The organism is Clostridium acidisoli DSM 12555, from assembly GCF_900176305.1.
Taxonomy (GTDB): domain Bacteria; phylum Bacillota; class Clostridia; order Clostridiales; family Clostridiaceae; genus Clostridium_I; species Clostridium_I acidisoli.
Genome location: NZ_FWXH01000007.1, coordinates 101,028 through 120,926, shown reverse-complemented (window position 1 = coordinate 120,926; position 19,899 = coordinate 101,028). Strand labels below are relative to the sequence as shown.

At 29.9% G+C, this 19,899-nt stretch carries 16 protein-coding genes and 1 riboswitch; of the genes, 2 read left to right on the top strand and 14 right to left on the bottom strand.

From position 1 onward, the window contains the following. Positions 1-16 precede the first annotated feature (16 nt). Complete coding sequence (rpsD, locus tag B8978_RS11055; protein WP_084116086.1) at positions 17-604, top strand: 30S ribosomal protein S4; 588 nt, start codon at positions 17-19, stop codon at positions 602-604. A gap of 86 nt (positions 605-690) precedes the next feature. Here the strand turns inward: rpsD and B8978_RS11050 are convergent, their stop codons facing one another. The 14 genes from B8978_RS11050 to B8978_RS10985 all read right to left on the bottom strand — a co-directional run bounded on the left by B8978_RS11050 (position 691) and on the right by B8978_RS10985 (position 18,841). Continuing rightward, positions 691-1,350: a DUF4430 domain-containing protein gene (locus tag B8978_RS11050; protein WP_084116085.1), complete on the bottom strand. Its 660-nt coding sequence runs from the start codon at positions 1,348-1,350 to the stop codon at positions 691-693. Next, positions 1,334-3,697, bottom strand: a complete 2,364-nt coding sequence (locus B8978_RS11045; protein ID WP_084116084.1) for a hypothetical protein — start codon at positions 3,695-3,697, stop codon at positions 1,334-1,336. The genes B8978_RS11050 and B8978_RS11045 overlap by 17 nt, the downstream gene beginning before the upstream one ends. A gap of 12 nt (positions 3,698-3,709) precedes the next feature. Beyond that, entirely contained in the window at positions 3,710-4,399 is a 690-nt protein-coding gene (locus B8978_RS11040; RefSeq protein WP_084116083.1) for an ECF transporter S component, read from the bottom strand. After that, on the bottom strand, positions 4,396-6,021 hold the full coding sequence (locus tag B8978_RS11035) for an ABC transporter ATP-binding protein (RefSeq protein ID WP_084116082.1): 1,626 nt from the start codon (positions 6,019-6,021) through the stop codon (positions 4,396-4,398). The genes B8978_RS11040 and B8978_RS11035 overlap by 4 nt, the downstream gene beginning before the upstream one ends. Then, entirely contained in the window at positions 6,018-6,884 is an 867-nt protein-coding gene (locus B8978_RS11030) for an energy-coupling factor transporter transmembrane component T (protein WP_084116081.1), read from the bottom strand. Before B8978_RS11030 ends, B8978_RS11035 begins: the two co-directional genes overlap by 4 nt. A gap of 121 nt (positions 6,885-7,005) precedes the next feature. After that, positions 7,006-7,126: riboswitch (cobalamin riboswitch) on the bottom strand. A 175-nt stretch (positions 7,127-7,301) separates the two neighbouring features. Further along, positions 7,302-7,892 (bottom strand): 50S ribosomal protein L25, encoded by a 591-nt coding sequence (locus B8978_RS11025; protein WP_084116080.1) that lies wholly within the window; start codon positions 7,890-7,892, stop codon positions 7,302-7,304. Positions 7,893-8,108: 216 nt separating this feature from the next. Then, entirely contained in the window at positions 8,109-8,807 is a 699-nt protein-coding gene (locus B8978_RS11020) for a response regulator (protein WP_084116079.1), read from the bottom strand. Next, complete coding sequence (locus B8978_RS11015; protein WP_242950541.1) at positions 8,797-11,415, bottom strand: sensor histidine kinase; 2,619 nt, start codon at positions 11,413-11,415, stop codon at positions 8,797-8,799. The genes B8978_RS11020 and B8978_RS11015 overlap by 11 nt, the downstream gene beginning before the upstream one ends. Before the next feature lie 175 nt (positions 11,416-11,590). Beyond that, the gene (locus tag B8978_RS11010) at positions 11,591-12,211 is read right to left on the bottom strand and encodes a K(+)-transporting ATPase subunit C (protein ID WP_084116077.1); all 621 of its coding nucleotides are present in this window, start codon (positions 12,209-12,211) and stop codon (positions 11,591-11,593) included. A gap of 19 nt (positions 12,212-12,230) precedes the next feature. Then, complete coding sequence (kdpB, locus tag B8978_RS11005) at positions 12,231-14,294, bottom strand: potassium-transporting ATPase subunit KdpB (protein ID WP_084116076.1); 2,064 nt, start codon at positions 14,292-14,294, stop codon at positions 12,231-12,233. Between the two features lie 42 nt (positions 14,295-14,336). Then, positions 14,337-16,013 (bottom strand): potassium-transporting ATPase subunit KdpA, encoded by a 1,677-nt coding sequence (gene kdpA, locus B8978_RS11000; RefSeq protein ID WP_084116075.1) that lies wholly within the window; start codon positions 16,011-16,013, stop codon positions 14,337-14,339. A gap of 26 nt (positions 16,014-16,039) precedes the next feature. Beyond that, the gene (kdpF, locus tag B8978_RS20545; RefSeq protein WP_423236721.1) at positions 16,040-16,117 is read right to left on the bottom strand and encodes a K(+)-transporting ATPase subunit F; all 78 of its coding nucleotides are present in this window, start codon (positions 16,115-16,117) and stop codon (positions 16,040-16,042) included. Between the two features lie 359 nt (positions 16,118-16,476). Continuing rightward, a complete protein-coding gene (locus tag B8978_RS10990; RefSeq protein WP_084116073.1) occupies positions 16,477-16,746 on the bottom strand; it encodes a hypothetical protein in 270 nt (89 codons plus the stop codon). Positions 16,747-16,954: 208 nt separating this feature from the next. Further along, positions 16,955-18,841, bottom strand: a complete 1,887-nt coding sequence (locus B8978_RS10985) for a PAS domain-containing sensor histidine kinase (RefSeq protein WP_084116072.1) — start codon at positions 18,839-18,841, stop codon at positions 16,955-16,957. A 231-nt stretch (positions 18,842-19,072) separates the two neighbouring features. Here B8978_RS10985 and B8978_RS10980 point away from each other — a divergent pair, with 231 nt between their 5' ends. Then, positions 19,073-19,885, top strand: coding sequence for a PPK2 family polyphosphate kinase (locus tag B8978_RS10980; protein ID WP_084116071.1), 813 nt, complete (start codon positions 19,073-19,075; stop codon positions 19,883-19,885). The last annotated feature ends 14 nt before the right edge of the window (positions 19,886-19,899 follow it).

Here is a 19,899-nt window from a genome sequence, read left to right as displayed (position 1 = left end):
ATTTAAGGAGATAGATATGGCAACTACAAGAGGACCAAGATTTAAAGAGTGCAGACGATTTGGAGTAAATATTTATGGCCATGCAAAAGCTATGAATAGGTTTGAAGTAAATAGAAAACCTAAGAAAATTTCGGATTATGCTGTGCATCTTATGGAAAAACAAAAACTTAGAGCTTATTATGGAGTTCTAGAAAAGCAATTTAAAAGATACGTATATAAATCTATGAAAAGTGGAGAATTAAGCGGTGAAACTCTATTAAAATTTTTAGAATGTAGACTTGACAATATGGTTTACAGGATAGGCTTTGCAAATTCAATTAGACAAGCAAGGCAGATGGTTAATCATGGTCTCATACTTGTTAATGGTGAAAAAGTTGATATACCATCCTATGGAACTAAAATAAATGATGTTATATCCTTAAGGGAAAAATACAGAAAAAATGAATTGTTCTCTAGCAATTTTACAGAACTTTCATCTTTTTCTCTTCCTTATATAAAAAAAGATTTTAACAATTTCTGTGGAGAACTCACTAGACTTCCTGAAAGAAAGGAAATCCCAATACACGTAAACGATATGGCTGTTATAGAGTTCTATTCAAAATAAAACTTAATTAAGTGAAATTCTTACGGATTATAAATAATGTATAAAAAATAAGCTAAATCAAATTTTGATTTGGCTTATTTTTTAGCTTAATTATCTAGGGCATTCTGAAAAAATTCCCATTCAACTTTATCTCCTGTTTTTAAAATATAGCTAGATGCCCCAACAGATCCCTTTTCTCCATTTACATAATAATTCCACCCGCTTTTTTCACCTGCACTCTTTTCTTTTTGTCCATTTATACTTGAAAAGTAAATTCCTGTTATTCCAGAAGTATAACTTCTAGGAATGTTTTGTCTGTTCAACACCTCTAAAGTAACGTCTGCTACTGATTTGCCATTAAAATTCACAAAAGAGCTATAATTCTTACTTTTATCGACATTATCAATTATAAAAAAATTTTCCTGACCATTACTTTTTGTAGCTGCTGAAACAAAGTTGTTTTGTCCATCTGCCTGCTTTACGTAATTACTTTTATTATTTGCATTGCTATTGTTTTGTGAATTTGACACATTATTTAAATTTGAATCTCCATCATCGTTTGAGGCAACTTTAGCACTTGAAGGTACTTCTGTTGATGTGTTTTTTTCATCATTCTTAGAAATATTTTGTTGTTTTTGCACAGTATTTCTATTCCCTGATACTTGTACTAGTTGTGCAGACATTTTTTGTTGTAAATGATTTGCAAGTATAGCTGTTAAAGAACAAATGAAAATAATTAGTACTATTAAGCTACTCTTTCTCTTCAACTTTTTCACCTCTTTTCCCTAAAATCAATACAAATAATACTACTGCAATAATTAAAAGCACACTACAAATTATAATCGTTGAATCAAAAATACTATTGCTTGAGTTAAAAGGTTTGCTGCTTATTTTATTTAACGAAATATTTCCTTCAAATATTGCAAAAGTTGTAAAGTGAGGTGTTTCAAATGTAAATGTGGAATTACTGTTATCAAAAACACCATTTGACCCCTCAACCTTTTCCCATTTTAATTTTGACTCATTAAAATAGTAAGCTCCAAGCTTTGATGGGTCTATATTTTTTATGCCCTTTAAACTTACTGTAACCTTAGCCATTTTCCCAGGTTTAAAATTATGAATTTCACTAACTTCTCCATTTGCTTCCCTAAGCACAAGATTTAAAGAAAAAATATTTCCTACTATTTTTAAATTAATTGGTATCTTATTTATTACTTTACTAGCTTCTGTAGAAGATAAGTATCTTTGTGAAAAATAAAGTTTGCTTCCATTCGGTATATTAATAATATCTTTAGGCAGTATTACTCCTATTTTATTATCTTCTGAATTTATGGTTATTTCATCGTTACCCGTTTCAGCTTGAATCACGCTATTAGCTTCTATAACTTGTGATTTACTGCCTTCATCTGCTACTTTTACTACTTTAGATGGCTTCATAACATTTGATACTGCTTTTGTCATGACGCTTTTTGTCCCATATTCTGTATCCTTATTTTCTAACTTAAAATCATAAGCTGGGAGCTGACTAGCATCTATATTAGTGGAATAAAAGTTGTATGTATCAGAAGTTTTTAATTTTTGCAATGCTATAAGTGCCCTAAGTGCCTCCTCTGTAGCCATATAATCATCACTTCCATTTAAGTTATGCTTGTACATGCCTCCATTACCCTTAAACGACAGTAATGCTGTTACAATGTTTCCATTTTGCCTTACAAAAGGGCTCTGACTTGGATCTATTCCTATTGCTGTAAGTCCAAGTATTACCATAGAAAGTGTTTCACTTGTAAGTCCATTATTAGAGCCAATATAACCACTGTTATTTTCCATACTTGAAATAGCTTGTACAGCTTTATCTAGCTTTGATTTCACCATAGCATTACTATTATAATAAGGTGCTAAAGAGCTTATAGCCATACCTGTTATGTCTGCATCTACCGAATTGCCACTTATTGACCATCCTCCAGAATTACTTAAATTCTTATTTAAAATTGCATTAACAATGTCAACTTTATTAATATTATATTTTTCTTTTATATTTGCATAGTTGTATGCATCTAGACCGAATATTAAATCATTAATTTGAAAACTACTTAACTGTCTATTATAAAGTTCTTCAACTAGATTTTGTGCTTCAAAATTATAAGGGCTGTATCCTGCTGCTGTAATACCTATAATTGCTTTTTCTAAATCTGTGTTACTATAAGAGGCTAAACCATTGTAACTTATATCCTGTGCCAAGTTTTCTAAAAAATCTTTATTACTATTTACACCTAGTTTTTGCATGTCCATAGCTACCCAATTGTCTGAGATTGGCATTAAAACTTTTGAAGTGGCACTCACCTCGTTATTTATATCTACATCAATTTTATTGTTATCCTTAGTTATGTTGTCATAACTTGAATCAGTATAATTAAATCCTGATGTTGTCTCTCCATCAATAATAAAACTTCCCTTGTCCATTACAACGCTGGGAGGCTGACCTTTATTATAACCACTTATCTCGTATGTATGCTTTCCGTTGTGAAGACCTTTAACTGAAATTTGTCCATTATCATCAGTAACATAATTTTCATTATCAATTTTCACATTTACCTTGGAGATTGGTGTAGTAGTTGAAATTGCATTCCAATTACTATCATAAATATCATGTTTCCAGCCGAATTTCATGGTAAATGCCTCATTTACTTTCACTATATCGGGAGTGAATTTTATTGAATTCACAAAAGGTGTATTCATTTCCTTATTGCTATAATAAAATACAATTTCATCACCAGCTACAGGTGTATACGGGTAAGACTGATCTACAGTTTTTCCATCTGCATGCTTTACATATGACATCCAGCCATCATAACCACCCTGCAAGCTTCCAGACTTTATATTATCTATCTCGCTAATATAATTTTTATCCCCTGTGTAATGAATTTTCTTTTTATTCAAAACATCAATAGCAACTTCTGCTGCCGTTGTTCCATTCCCATAATCTTCTGCAATTGTGCCTGAAAGCCCTTCAATTCTTACAAGACAGCTTGCACCAGTATCTTCTGCATTTACAACATTTGTTAATCCACTCATAAATAGTACTAAAGTAAGTAACAAACTTAAAAATCTTTTCAATGTTGTTCCTCCTTATATATCATCCTTAATATATGTGATTTCAAGTCTCCTTTTAAATCTATCTAAGACCTTATAAAATTTTTCAAAAAATATTATACAAAATACAAAACTACTAGCAGCATGTGCAAGATCAAAAGTTAATCCTGATAAATAAGCAATAAAAATGCCTTTAACTGTAAGTGGTTTAATAAATCCTATTACGTACCATAAATTCATAATCCAATCAAACATAAATCCATAAATAAAACAAATAAAAGAAAAACCTTCTCCGGAAATGTGTTTATTCCTTTTTCCAATCAATCCTGAGATAAAGCCAACTAACCCCCATGCAAACATCTGCCAAATTGTCCATGGCCCTTGCCCTAAAAATATATTTGAAATAAAAGCTGAAGTACTTCCGATTAAAAAACCTTCATATGGTCCAAAAACCAATCCTGAAATAGCAACAATGAATGTGGTTGGTTTTATATTTGGGAATGGAGCAAAAATAACTCTACCCACTGCTCCCACAGTACTAAGCGTTGCAATTAAAGCAATTTCCTTTGTCCCTAGCAAGCTTTTTTCAAAATATAAATAGCTTAGTACTAGAATACAAAACACTGACATAGTTATAAGCCAAGAAAAATCACCCTTATATTTAAAAGTTAATACACCTAGTATTACAAAAATTAATACTACAAGTGCTATTATTGCTTTCCTCATATCTTCTCCTTTTTAAACATTTTCATTGCCTGGTTTAAAGTGAATATGTCCTTTTCATTGTCTCTAATAAGTTTGTTTATAGTAGTAGTATAAAATATACCCTCAGATAAGACGTCTGTTTTGCTTCCAATGGATACTTTTTCACCATTAAACATTAGCATAAACTTATTGCAGTATTCAGCAGCAAAATCTGCGTCATGTGTTATTAGAATTATTGTAGTCCCACTTTTGTTTAAATTTTTAAGTATCTCCCCTAAGTCTTTTTTTGCATTTATATCCATACCCCTTGTTGGCTCATCTAACATGAGTATTTTAGGATTTAATACTAAAATAGATGCTACTGCCACTCTCTGACGTTGTCCCCCACTTAAGTCTCTTGGATTTTTATCCTTAAATTCGTAAATTTTAAGGGCTTTAAGCACTTCATCTATGACTTCATATTCCTTTAACTTATGATTATCCAAAGTAAACTTTAATTCTTCATAAACTGTATCCTTAGTTAGATAGTCATTTGGATTTTGAGATACATAACCAACAATTTTTGAAAGTTCTGTAAGCTTAATTTTTGAAACTTCCTTTTCAAAAATTTTTATGCTTCCTTTATACTTATTAAGTCCAATTATGGTTTTCATAAATGTACTTTTCCCTGCTCCATTTGATCCAAGTATTGCAAGGAAGTCCATGCAATTCACACTAAGGCTTAAATCTTTAATCGCCTCAACTTCACCATATTTACAGCTTAAGTTTTTAACTTGAATTGCCTCTTTTTCAACTTTTTTTTCCTCTACTATAGGCTTAGCAAATTTAAAATTTCTAATGCTTTTTCTAATATTTTTTAAACCCTCTGGCCTGTTATTTAGCTGTAGAAATTTAGATAGTTTAAGATAAGTTGGTAAGAATTTTTCCAGTTTCCCAGACTTTTCATCGTACATTTCTTCTTTGTTTCCAAAAAATATTTTTCTACCCTTTTCCATAACCATAATCTTGTCTGCAACATCAAACCACTTATCAATTCTTTGTTCTATAACTATAATTGTTATTCCAAGTTCCTCATTTATTCTTTTCACAAGTTCACACACTTCAAAGGCAGCAGAAGGATCAAGCTGTGAAGTTGGTTCATCTAAAATAATACAATTTGGCATATAGCTAAGTGCTGAAGCAATTGCAACCTTTTGTTTTTCTCCACCAGAAAGTGTGTTTATATCTCTATAAGCAAGCTGCAATAAATTTGAATACTGCATTGCTTCAAAAACTCTTCTTTTTATTTTGTTTTCTTCTATTCCAACATTTTCAAGCCCAAAAGCAATTTCTCTATGCACCTTATTCATAACCAGTTGTCTTTCTGGATCTTGAAAAACCATAGTTATTTCCTTAGCTCTTTCCACATGCTCAATATCCTTTATAAGTTTTCCATTTAAATATATTTGTCCTCCTATGGTTCCTCCATAAAAATTTGGTATAGAGCCTGATATACATTTTGCAAGAGTTGATTTCCCAGAGCCTGATTCACCCGTAAGTAGGACAAAGTCTCCCTTCTCTATAATAAAATTTATACTTTCCAATGTTTTTTTCTCTTCTCTAGGATAGTAATAATCTATATTTTTAGCTTCAATATAATTCATTTTATTTTCTCCTCATAAAAAACTAAGTGTAATTCAAATGTTAATAGGATAAGTGATACAAAGATTACAGAACTTGCTGTGTCTACTATATTCCTTAGATTTATTCCATAGTAAGCATTAAAATTATCCATACCTAAAAACTTAAAAGTTAAAAATATAATTAAAATTAAAATTACTGAAATTGATATTGCATAGTCTCCTTTATTTAAATGCTTTCTATCATATATTGTTCTCTTATTACTTAAAAATCCTCTAATATAAGCAGCTTCCCCGATATCAAAAGAATTTTCTAATGAATCCTCAAGTATTACAGAAAAAAGAGGTTTAAGATTTCTTATCACATCTTTTATACCCTTTGTTTCAAAATTAACCCCTCTAATACTGTATATATCTTTCAAGTTATTCATCCTTTTTTGCATAGAAGGAAAAAGCTTAAGTGCAATCATCATTGTAAGTGTAGTTTTAGGTACAATCTTAGAAAAAAAAGAAATTGCTTTATCAGAGTCAATCATTACCTGAAACATTGCAAACACAAAAATTACAAGTAAAAGCTTAAATGAAAGTGTTAAAGAATATATTAGAGCTTCAATGGTTATTATCCTGTTAAACACAGTTAGAATTACAATGTTTCCTTCATTTACAAAGATAAGATTAATAATGACTGTTATTATTGCAAATGGGAAAAAATACATAATACTTTTCTTAATAACCTTTAACCTTCTACTCCTTATAAATATATAAATCATAATCACTGATAAACCAAACAAAATTAAAGGATTATCAGAACATATTATTAAAATACATAAAATCATATTTAATAATATTACTGAAGACACATGCATGCCTTTTAAATTTTCATTCATATTTCCTCCAAAAAAATATACCGGACAAAAGTCCGGTAAAGTGTAAATTGTCATACAAAAGTATAACGCTATATAATCCTTTACCCTCCCTCCGAAGGTAGAAACTTCACGAAAAAACACAAAATATCCTGACTTGTACTTCATCTTAATGATACTCTTCCCCAGAAAAATCCGAGTGATAATGTATCCTTCATCAATACTTACAGTAGCGGGGGCTGTTGTGGATTTAAACCACATTCCTTCATGCCTTTTCATATTTAATTTTATATTACCTATATTTATTATAGTTTATACTATTATATTGTCAACAATATATATGGCTGTAAGTTTTATAGCGTTTTTATTAATAAAAAAAAACCGAATCAGATTTTCTAATTCAGGTTCTTTCTTATTTATATCATTTTATGTGCTTATGAATTATTCTTCTGTTTTAGTTTCCTCGGCTTCATCTTCAGTTTCTTCTTCAATTATTAACTTGGTTATAGTAGCGTATATTTCATCTTCTTTATCATGTGCTTTTATATTCTTGTCCAAATTAAAGTCTTCAAAAACAATAGTATCACCAGCATTTTTCTTAGAAACATCAACATACACTACTTCTGGCATTAAATCTATTTTTCCTAAAACTTCTACATCTGATTTATGAGCTTGAATTTGTAATTGATTTGCTTTTAATTCTTCTTCACCTTTAAACACAATAGGAATTTGCATCTTTATATTTTGATCTTTAGATACAAGTTGTACATCTATATGTATAATCTTGTTTGTAAGAGGTTCTCTCTGAATTTCTTTAATAAATCCAAATTTTTTTTCATCTCCATATTTAACCCACAATTTTACATTTGATCCATGCTTAGAAAGAATTTTCTTTAGAGATACTTCTTGAATTTTCACAGATTTTGTATTTTCAGCATTGCCACCATAAATTACACCTGCTATAAAACCATCTTCTTTAAATTTCTTTGTCTTTTGTATTCTTTGTTCTACATCTAAAACTATTTGTTCCATAATAAATCACTCCTCTTAGCTTTTATAAGCCATTTTTAATGTTTGAATCGCTAGCATCCGTAGGAGTTTTTTAGCTCTCCTTCAATTTTAATTGAAGTAAGTTATTCGCTATAAATTAAAAATTTAAGTTCCTTACTTATGCGGTAACGTTAGTGATTTAAATATCTAGTTTTATTATAGCACTTCTGTCCAGTTATATTATTACAATTTTACAAATTATTCATCAATTAATCTATATCCAACTCCAACTTCTGTATAAATGTATTCTGGCTCAGCTGGATTCTTTTCTATTTTTCTTCTAAGACTTGCCATAAAAACTCTTAGAGATTTTGTTTCACTTCCAATGGATGATCCCCATATTTCGCGAATTATAAAATTATGCGTAAGAACTCTGCCAGGATATTTACATAATAATAACATTATTTTGTATTCTATAGGTGTTAGATGCACTTCTACATTATCTATCGTTACTTTTCTTTTAATAAAATCTACATACAGCTTTTTTACATTGAAAAATTTAATATCTTCATCTTCAGATTGGCCAGATATAACATGCCTGAGTGCCACTCTTACCCTCGCTAGGAGTTCGCCAATTCCAAAGGGCTTCGTAAGATAATCATCTGCTCCTAAATCTAGCGCTTCCACTTTCTGTCTTTCATTTTCTCTAGCTGAAACAACTATTATTGGCACTTTAGACCACTCTCTAATCTTACTTATAACCTTTAGTCCATCAATATCTGGAAGACCTAAATCAAGTATTATAAGATCTGGATTATGTGACATAGAAAGAGCAACTGCTTCATTTCCTTTATCTGTTTCAACGTACTTATAACCTTGAGCCAATAAGGATGCTGAAATAAAATTTCTTATTGGCTTATCATCTTCAACCACCAGTATATACAGTTTATTTCCCATCCTTCTCAACTCCTAAAAGATTATTTTTGTTTTCCATTGCATTACTTTCTGGTATATTAAATCTAAAAATAGCTCCACCATCTTTTCTATTAAGAGCCTTTATTCTACCATCATGTGCCTCCACTATAGACTTACAAATAGCAAGCCCTAGTCCAACGCCACGTCTTGAATCTGACACATTATTTCCATCGGTAAAGAATCTGTCAAATATGTGTGGAAGTATTTTTTTAGGTATTCCTGTGCCGTTATCAATAACCTCAAATATCACATCTTTATTTTTTTCATATAAGTTTACAATTATTAAGGATTGCTTTGGTGAATATTTAACTGCATTATCAATTAAATTTATTAATACCTGTTCTATTAAGCTGCCATCCATTGCCACTAATATTAATTTATCTGGAACATTTACCTTTATCTTATGGTTTTTAAACTGCTTAGAACTTCGTTGAACAGCTTCATATACAACTTCCTCTACTACCTCAATATTTTTTCTAATTTCCATTTTTCCTTCATCAAAGCGCGTCATACTAAGTAAATTTTCTACTAATCTAATCAGCCATTCTGTATCATCATACATTCCTTTAAGAAGTTTCTTCTCTGTTTCTTTCGAAATAAGATCCCCATTCTCCAAAATGGTACTAACTGCACCTTTTATTCCAGCTAATGGACTTCTTAAGTCATGTGAAATAGATCTTAAAAGATTACTCCTAAGCCGTTCTCTCTCAATTTCAATTTTTGAGGTTTCTTGCTCCTTTGAAAAAATTTCTCTCTCAAGAGCTATGGACATTTGACTTGTAACTGTTTCAAAAACAAACTTTTGTTCAGGCTCAAGCTTACCATCTATACATGAAATCCCTATAACTCCCAATATGTTTTTTTTCCCTTTTATAGGCATATAATAACCTTTAGCCCCATAAAAGGTATCCGTTCCAGAGCCAGATTCCTTTTTATTTAAAAATGTCCATTGAGCTGCCGCCTGCTCCTCTTTATCCAAAATATTATTATAATTTTTGCTTTTATCACTGTTATATATAAATGGAGCTGACAACTTTTCATTTTCAAAGACATAACATATAACAGTTCTCCCTATAAGTCTTGAAATATATTTTATTCCTACAGTTACCACATCTGCATTGCTAGTTGCACTGAGAAGTTTTCTACTTATCCGATATAAAGTTTGTGTCAGTTTTTCTCTATCTGAAGATTTTCTAACCTCAGTTTGAACTCTATTAGTAAGAGTTCCTATTATTAATGCAACTATAAGCATTATTGGAAATGTGGCTAAGTAACTTTTATCATAAAATTCAAATGAATATTTGGGTTCTGTAAATAAATAATTGAAACTAAGCACACCTATAATTGATGATATTATTCCCGCTAAATAACCTGTAGTTGCCATATAAACTATTATAACACCCAAAATATATACCATAATCATATTTGTAGAAGCAAATCCAAATATATCAAAAATCTTAGAAATTATTGTAACATTGCACATTACTAAAATTGCCTTAATTATGTCTTGAAAAGATATAGATAATTTCACATTTGTATTTAATTTTTTTCTTATATTTTTGTTTTCACACTCTGCGTTAGGTACAACATATACATCAATATAGGAATTTGAATTCATAAGTTTATCTACGATGTCTCTAGCATAAAAATGGAGTATCTTACTAGTTACCTTGTTGTTTTTTCCTATAATAATTTTAGTTATATTCCTAAATTCAGCATATTCTATTATTTCCATAGCTACATCATCCCCATATGCTGTAACTACTTCACCACCAAGTTGCTCTGCCAAATTAATATATGAATTTAACCTCTCTTTATCTTCCGCCGTTAGTTTTTGAAATTTAGTTGTCTCAACATACAAAACTATCCATTTTGTATGAAAAGCTTCTGCAAATCTTGCTGCAGTCCTAATTACCCTCAGTGAAGATGGCGATGTACTGATACAAGCAAGTATTTGATCTGAAGTTGGCATAACTGTAATCTGCCCCTTTGATAATCTGGCACTCTCAACTTCATAACTTACCCTATCAGCAGTTCTCCTTAAAGCAATTTCTCTAAGTGCATAGAGATTGTTTTTTGTAAAAAAATTGTTAAATGCTTTTTTTGTCTGCTCTTTGCTGTATATTTTCCCTTCACTAAATCGCTTTAAAAGTTCCTCAGGTTCAATATCAATTAATTCAACTTTATCCGCATCATCAAAAACTTTATCTGGTATTGTTTCTCTTACCGTTACTCTCGTTATAGTAGCAACTACATCATTTAAACTCTCAATATGCTGAACATTTAGAGTAGTGTATACATCAATACCTGCATTTAAAAGTTCTTCGATATCTTGCCATCTTTTTTTATATCTTTGCCCATTAACATTTGTATGTGCTAGTTCGTCTACTAATATAATTTTAGGTTTTCTTTTAAGTGCTTTATCTAAATCAAATTCCCTAAATTTAATTCCCTTATATAAAATCTCTTTTATCCCAATAGACTCTATTCCATTCAATAGTGAAATAGTCCCTTTTCTTGCATGAGGTTCGATATACCCAATGACCACATCTTTTCCAATTTCTTTTAAGTCATGTGCCTCTCTTAGCATTGTATATGTTTTTCCAACACCTGCTGCATATCCAAAAAATATTTTTAGTTTTCCTTTATGCTTTTTGCTTTCTATCTTTTGAACTGTGCTTAAAATAACATTAGGATCTGGTCTTTCGTTATTATAGATTCAAATCACCTCCTATTCTGTATTATGTTAATAACTGTATTCATATCTATTTTAACATAGAATTTACCTCTAAATTTAATTTTAAAACATTTACTCTTGAAGCACCTAATACTCCTAATGTTTTGCCTTCAGTATATTTATCAACTATTTTTTGAAGTTTATCTCTACTTATACCAGTTGCCTTTGAAACTGCTGGAATTTGAATTTCAGCAGCTTTTGGGCTTATATCTGGATCTAACCCTGAACCTGAACTTGTCAATAAATCTGTAGGTATATCTGATTTTTTTACCCCTGGATGACTCTTTAAAAAATCTTGAATATCTTTTGCTACTCTTTCCTTCAAAGCTTTATTTGAAGGTGCTAAATTTTGTGAACCAGAGCCTACACCACTGTAAGCTACCTTGCCTGTTTTATCTGGCTTCATATCCGCTTTCGTATAGGTATTATAGTTGACAGAGGAAACTCTTCCTCTAAAAAATCTAGGATCCGTAAAATTTTGTCCAAGTAATGCTGAACCAACTTCTTTTCCCTTATAACTAATTATACTACCATTTGCTTTGTTACTGAAAAAAACTTTACCTATTCCAGTAATTGCAAGTGGATATACTAATCCACACAATACAATCATTACAACACTTAACATAATGGCGTTTTTTAGAAACTTCATAAAAATCACTTCTCCCTTATTAGCCTAAATTTAACATTCTAACTACTGGTGTAATAACTAAATCAATAATTTTAATTCCTATAAAAGGCACAATCATTCCTCCAAGTCCAAATACAATCATATTCCTTAGAAGCATCATTTCTGATTTCATAGGTCTATATTTTACACCTTTCATTGCAATTGGTATTAGAAGAGGTATTATTATTGCATTAAATATTAATGCTGACAAAATAGCACTATAAGGAGTTGAAAGTCCCATTACATTTAAAATTTGCATTCTAGGTATAGCAATTGTAAATATTGCAGGTATTATAGCAAAATATTTTGCTACATCATTTGCAATACTAAAAGTAGTTAATGCTCCTCTAGTTATAAGCAGTTGTTTTCCTATTTCAACAATTTCCAATATCTTTGTTGGATCAGAATCTAAGTCTACCATGTTAGCAGCTTCTTTTGCCGCTGTAGTTCCACTATTCATTGCAAGACCAACATCTGCTTTAGCTAATGCTGGTGCATCATTAGTACCATCCCCAGTCATTGCTACAAGTTTTCCTTGTGCTTGTTCATCAGTTATAGCTTTAATCTTATCTTCTGGTTTACATTCTGCAATAAATCCATCTACACCGGCCTCTTTAGCAATAGTTGCTGCTGTTAATGGATTGTCCCCAGTACACATTACTGTCTTTATACCAATCTCTCTAAGTCTTACAAATTTTTCTGCAAGACCTGGTTTCACTGTATCTTTTAGGTATATAACTCCATATATCTTATTTGCTACACATACTACAAGTGGTGTTCCTCCAGCTTTTGAAACCCTATTTATGGATTCCTCAAGATCCGAAGGTATTTTACCGCCAAGTTCTTTGATTCTATTTTTTATAGAATCACCAGCACCTTTTCTTATAATAGTTCCATCTTTAAGATCTACTCCACTCATTCTTGTTTGAGCCGTAAATTCAATAAAATCACTGTCTTCATATTCTTTATAATCTAACTCTTTGCCTAATTTTTTTCCTAGTTCTACAATTGATTTACCTTCTGGTGTATCATCTTTTAGAGAAGATATAATTGAATATTTAATTAAAGCTTCCATTTTTGCATCGCCTACAGGTATAAATTCTGATGCAAGTCTGTTTCCAAAAGTAATAGTACCTGTTTTGTCAAGTATCATTGTATCAACATCACCACAAGCTTCAACTGCTTTACCTGATAAAGCTATTACATTAAATCTTGTAACTCTATCCATTCCTGCAATACCAATAGCAGATAGAAGTCCACCAATAGTAGTTGGAATTAAACACACTAGAAGTGCTACTAAAGTTGATATTTGAATTTTTACCCCTGAATACCCAGCCATTGGATATAAAGTAACTATTACAATTAAAAATATCAAGGTTAAACTAACAAGCAATGTATTAAGAGCAACTTCGTTCGGAGTTTTTTGTCTTGAAGCACCTTCCACAAGTGCAATCATTTTATCTAAAAAAGATTCACCTGGTGTTACTGTTACCTCTACCTTAAGCCAATCACTTACAACTTTTGTTCCTCCAGTTACAGACGCGAAATCTCCACCTGCTTCTTTCATAACTGGGGCTGATTCACCTGTTATGGCTGATTCGTCTACAGATGCAATTCCTTCAATAATCTCACCATCATTTGGAATTATATCACCATTCTCAACCAAAACTATATCGCCTTTTTTAACTTCATTTGAACTAACTATTTTAATATTGCCATTTGAATCTAAAAGTTTTGCAGTAGTGTCTTTACGTGTTTTCTTTAAACTTTCAGCTTGTGCTTTTCCACGACCTTCTGCTATTGCCTCTGCGAAATTAGCAAATAATACTGTTATAAATAATATTACAGCTACAATAATATTGTATATTCTTAAATTATTTCCTGTATCTCCAAATAAATTAGGAAATATGGTAAGAACAATTGATATAAAAAAACCTATTTCAACAATAAACATTACAGGATTTTTTATCATATATCTTGGGTTTAATTTTTTAAATGCTTCAATAGTAGCTTCTTTAGCTATTTTTTTTGTAATAAATTTAGACTTTGCTTCTTTACTACTCATAATCTTATCTCCTTCTAAAAAACTTTATTGTCATACTTTGATTCATAACGTAAGATGTTCTGAAATTGGTCCCAGTGCCATTGCTGGTAAAAATGTTAACGCACCAATTATTATGACAATAACTATTAATGTTATGGCAAACATAGAATTATCAGTCTTAAATGTTCCTATGCTTACTGGTATGGCTTTTTTAGCTGAAAGTGAACCTGCCACAGCAAGTAAGATAATCATAGATAAATATCTTCCATAAAGCATTACTATTCCAGCTGTTGTATTCCAAAATACTGTATTATCACCTAAGCCTTCGAAACCAGATCCATTATTAGCTGCCGATGACGTATACTGATATAATATTTGTGATAATCCATGGAATCCTGGATTCGATATTGCGCTTACTCCTTGAGGCATAATCAGTGCTAACGCCGAGAACATTAGTATTAAAAAAGGATGAATTATTATAGCAAGAGCTATTAATTTCATTTCTTTTGCTTCTATTTTCTTAGATAAAAATTCTGGTGTCCTTCCAACCATAAGTCCACATATAAAAACTGTAAGTATTGCATACATGATCATATTCATGAAGCCAACGCCTTTTCCTCCAAACACAACGTTAATCATCATATTAAACATTAAAACTGCTCCTCCTATAGGAGTAAATGAATCATGCATACTATTTACTGCGCCAGTAGATGTATCTGTTGTAGTTGTGGCAAATAACGCGGACAGAGGTACTCCAAACCGAACTTCTTTACCTTCCATATTTCCCATACTCTGACTTAATCCAATATTACTTAATACTGGGTTTCCTGCCATCTCAGCTTTATAACAAACTGCAAGCCCAACTACAAGTAAAATACTCATAGCAGAAAATATTACTACTGCCTGCTTTTTGTTTTTAAGCATATATCCGAAACATACTACTGTAGAACCAGCAAATATAAGAAATGCTATATTACCCACTGCATCCGTAAGTGGTGTTGGATTTTCAAAGGGGTGTGCGGAATTGGCTCCAAAAAATCCTCCTCCATTTGTTCCTAAAAGCTTTATTGATTCAAGGCTTGCTACTGGTCCAAGTGGAATATCTTGAAGCTTTCCTTCTATAGTAGTTACTGTTTTATTTGCCGCAAATGTCTGCGGTACTCCTTGTGCTATAAAGAATATTGATAAAACTATAGCTGCAGGTAATAATATTCTTGTTATTATTCTTACATAATCTTGATAAAAGTTTCCAAGCTTCTTTCTTCTTCCAGCTATTCCTCTCATAAATGCTAACCCAACGGCTAAACCTGTTGATGCTGCAAGAAACATAAAGAACGTAATTACTGCCATCTGACTAAAATAAGATAATCCAGACTCACCACTGTAATCTTGTAAATTTGTGTTAGTCAAAAAACTGATAACAGTATTAAACGTAAGATCCTGACTCATGTTTCCTATATTATTAGGATTTAATATATGAATAAAACTTTGCATTCTGAGAATTAAATACGCTATAAAAGTAGCTACCGCATTACTTGAAATCAAAGCAATTAAATATTGCTTCCAGTTCATTTCCTCACTTGTTATTCCAGTTATTTTATATATAAAATTATCTAATTTATTAAAAACAGGATCTAAAAAAGTCTTCTCTTGCTCGCTAACTTTATAAATATATTTTCCTATTGGAATACATAATAAACCAAAAATAATTAGTATGATTGCCATTTGCAATACTTCCATATTAAAAACCTCCACGCTTTTTAGAATTAGAACTTTTCAGGATTAAATAATGCATATCCTAAATAGCAGAACATCAAAACCACTATTATAATTAGTAAAACCAATTTTATCCTCTCCTTCAAATTTATTATTGCCTTTTATTAATTTGTTTTTCACACCAATCTGTAAAAAATTTAATTGATATGAATCCAATTATAAGTAAGCAAATAAAAACTAGATCCATCATCACTCTCACTCCTTTATTTCTTAATTTTTACATTCCTAATATTAGCACTGATAATATAAATGTTGGATAAAGATTCTAGCAATAGGTGTTAAGATTGTATAAAGATTTATATTTATAAAAAAATAAATATAAAAATAGTGTACACAGATTTTTACAAGCCTATGCACACATCCAATAATATGTACTAATTCAAATTAACGGTTTATATTTATCACCACTTATTTTTATTGTTTAAAATTATATTGATTCCATAACATGTTCTATTTGTTTATCATTTAACGAAATAACTTTTCCATATTTAAGTCCAACAACTATAAAGTCTTCTTTTATATCAGCTGCAGATTTTATTATAGAATTTTCCATATTTATGCTATTGCAAATTGCTACAAACTCATCCTCGTTAAAAAACATTTTTAAGCAACCCTTTTCTAACCTATTCAATACCTCTAACTCACTAATTTCCATAACATATGGGGCTACATTATCTTTATATAATATTGCTTTCATTGTTTCCTCCTTAAATTTGTTTAAATATTTTTAAGTTATTTTAGAAGCATAATTCTATTAATTTTCTTTGGTTTATATTTTAATTTAAGCCAACATATGTAATACTATCAAAGTTGATTATAATGTCAACGGTAATATATTCCACAGCAATATTAAACATAAAATACCTCATGTAGAACGTCAATATTCTACATGAGGTATTTTTCATTCACTCCAGATATATGGTGGAAAACTCAACTTTCATATTTTGCACTAGTCTATTGTTAGTAAATTCTTGTAAATTTTTTTCTTTTTTAAATTCAATTTTTATATCAGGCAAACTTATAATAAAGGTGCTGCCGATATTTTCCTCACTAGTTAAGGTAATATTTCCCCCTAAAGCTTTTACTAAAAGTTTTACAAGATATAGACCTATACCTGTGCCCTCAGATTTTCTCGTTAAAACACTTTCAGATTGCCCAAATCTATTAAATATTATAGATTGTTTTTCTTTTGCTATGCCTACACCATCATCTTTAACAATAATATCCACAAAATTATTGTTCTTTATAACAATACCAACCTCAATATTCTTATGTTCAGGAGTGTATTTTATTGCATTTGAAAGCAAGTTTAATAATATTCTTTCATATTTTTCATCATCAATAGCAATAACCTTCTGTTTCAATTTGCAGTTAAATTTTACACTTATATTCTTAGATTTTGCAAATGTATTTATAGATTTTATAATTTCTTTAGTCATAGAGACAATATCTCTATTTTCACTATGAACTTTAAGATATCCAGTCTCCGCTCTTGTTATGTCAAGCAAATTATTTACTAACCGTAATTGCTGATTTACATTTCTATTCATCATTTTTATGTATTTTTCTAATTTATCAGATATCTCTGATTTATATACACATTCTATAAGTTGAATCGTTGCACTTAAAGTAGTTAAAGGTGTCCTAAATTCATGGACTATAAAAGAAAAAGAATTTTCTCTTGCTTCTATTGATTTTCTAACTTCATTCATTTCCTCCTCTTCATTTGTAATATCAATAGCAATTATAAAAAATTCTGATACCTCTGAATTCATATCTAGAATTGGTTGATAGCTGATTTTATAATATTTCACCTTGTCATCTAATTTAACAGTAAATTTTTTCAGATTTACTACAGTCTTAGTTTTAATCATTTGATTTATACATTCAATATTATCTTCATTTGAAAATTTGATTTTATTTTCAAATGAATTTCCTACATTCAAGAAATTACTTTTTTTCAAACTTCTTAATAACCTTAATCCTTCATTGTTTATTTTTTTTATAAAAAAATCAGGATAAGAAACACAAATTACAGGTAATTTGATATTATTAAAAACCATACTTAATTGTTTTTCATAATTTATTAAATTTTCTTCGCTGTTTTTTATATTAACACTTTCTTCAGCTACATCTATTATAGTTTCTGCTAAATATTTTATGTCACCGTGAGCTCTAATGGGAACAACTGTTATATCCCAATATGAATGTTTTCCATATGTATCTATAACCTTCATTTTTCTATTATGATAAACCTCACCTGACTGGATTATCTTCTTCCAGAATCCTTCTATGTCTCCTTTATTATAGTTTCTCATAATATATTCTTTTTTCATGCCTATGCAATTTTTTTCTATATTAAATGTCTTACATAAATGATAAAGATATTTCTCATTTGCCTTCAATAAAATCATTTCTGGATAGCTATACATTGCTAAGCCAATTAAATCACTATTATATATCTCATTTATATAATTGTTATTATTTAAATCAAATTCTTCTTTTTCTGTAAAACAATATTTAGCTTCACCATTTAATCTGTATTCATTACTTATTGTTACACTTTTTACAGCTAATGATTTTGTGAATATGAAGCAATCTAAACCATTACCCTCATTAATTTCTAATTCACCTGTTATGTTTGACCTTAAAATTTTAAAAACTTCTGTTGATGACTTTCCTAAAAATTGATTTTCATCATACCCTGTTAATTTAATAAATGCATTATTAACCCTAACCACCTTATTATTAGAAAAATATAAACATGCTAATTCATTATTAGATATACACATACTCCCACCTCATCTTCAATTATAATATATCATCCAAAATCAAGAAATTTTCTACAGTACTATATTAGCATGATTTAAGTAATTTTTCCAAAAATATTATTTTGAAACAATAAAGCCATATTGCCACCAAATATGGATTTATTATTGCGTTTATATTAATTTTATTTATAATTATATATATCTATGTAAAAATATCTATATATTAAATAAAAAACAAAGGGAGATAGACTAATGGATGATTTTATCGTTAAATTAAACCAACATATAAATTTAAAAGATTTTAGTCCTAAATACACAAATGATTTATCAAAAAAGGATGTTGAAGAAGAGTATTCTATTTTACAAAAAAAGTTTATTGATCTTCAAGATGTATTTTGTGCCTCTAAAAAATTTAGTTTACTGATAGTATTACAAGGAATGGATTGTAGTGGCAAGGACGGTACTGTTAAAAAAGTTTTAGCTGGTTTAAACCCTAATGGTTTTAAAGTTGAAAGTTTTAAGGAACCAACTTCTGAAGAATTATTACACGACTACCTTTGGAGAATCCACAAGGTAACTCCTAAAACAGGTAACATTACAGTTTTTAACAGATCCTATTATGAAGATGTACTTGTTACAAGAGTTCATGGTAATATTGATGATAAAACAGCATTTAATAGATTTAAAGAAATTAATAGATTTGAAAAATATCTTACGGATAATGGTACTATTATACTAAAATTTTTTCTAAATATATCAAAAGATTTTCAAAAAGAAAAGCTCAAAAATCGGCTTGAGAACCCCGAGAAACATTGGAAATTTTCTGAAGCTGACCTAAGGGAACGGAAGTTTTGGGATAAATACCAAAATTATTATGAAGATGTTTTATCAAATTGTAGTATAGACGATGCCCCATGGCATATTGTACCCGCAGATAATAGATGGTTTCGAGATTATATTGTACTTAAAACTATAGTAAATACACTAGAAAAATTAGATTTAAAGTTTCCAGATATCCAAGGAAATTTGAAAGAATTAATTCGAGAAGTTAAAGAGAGTGATTAAAAAATTAAGGTGGC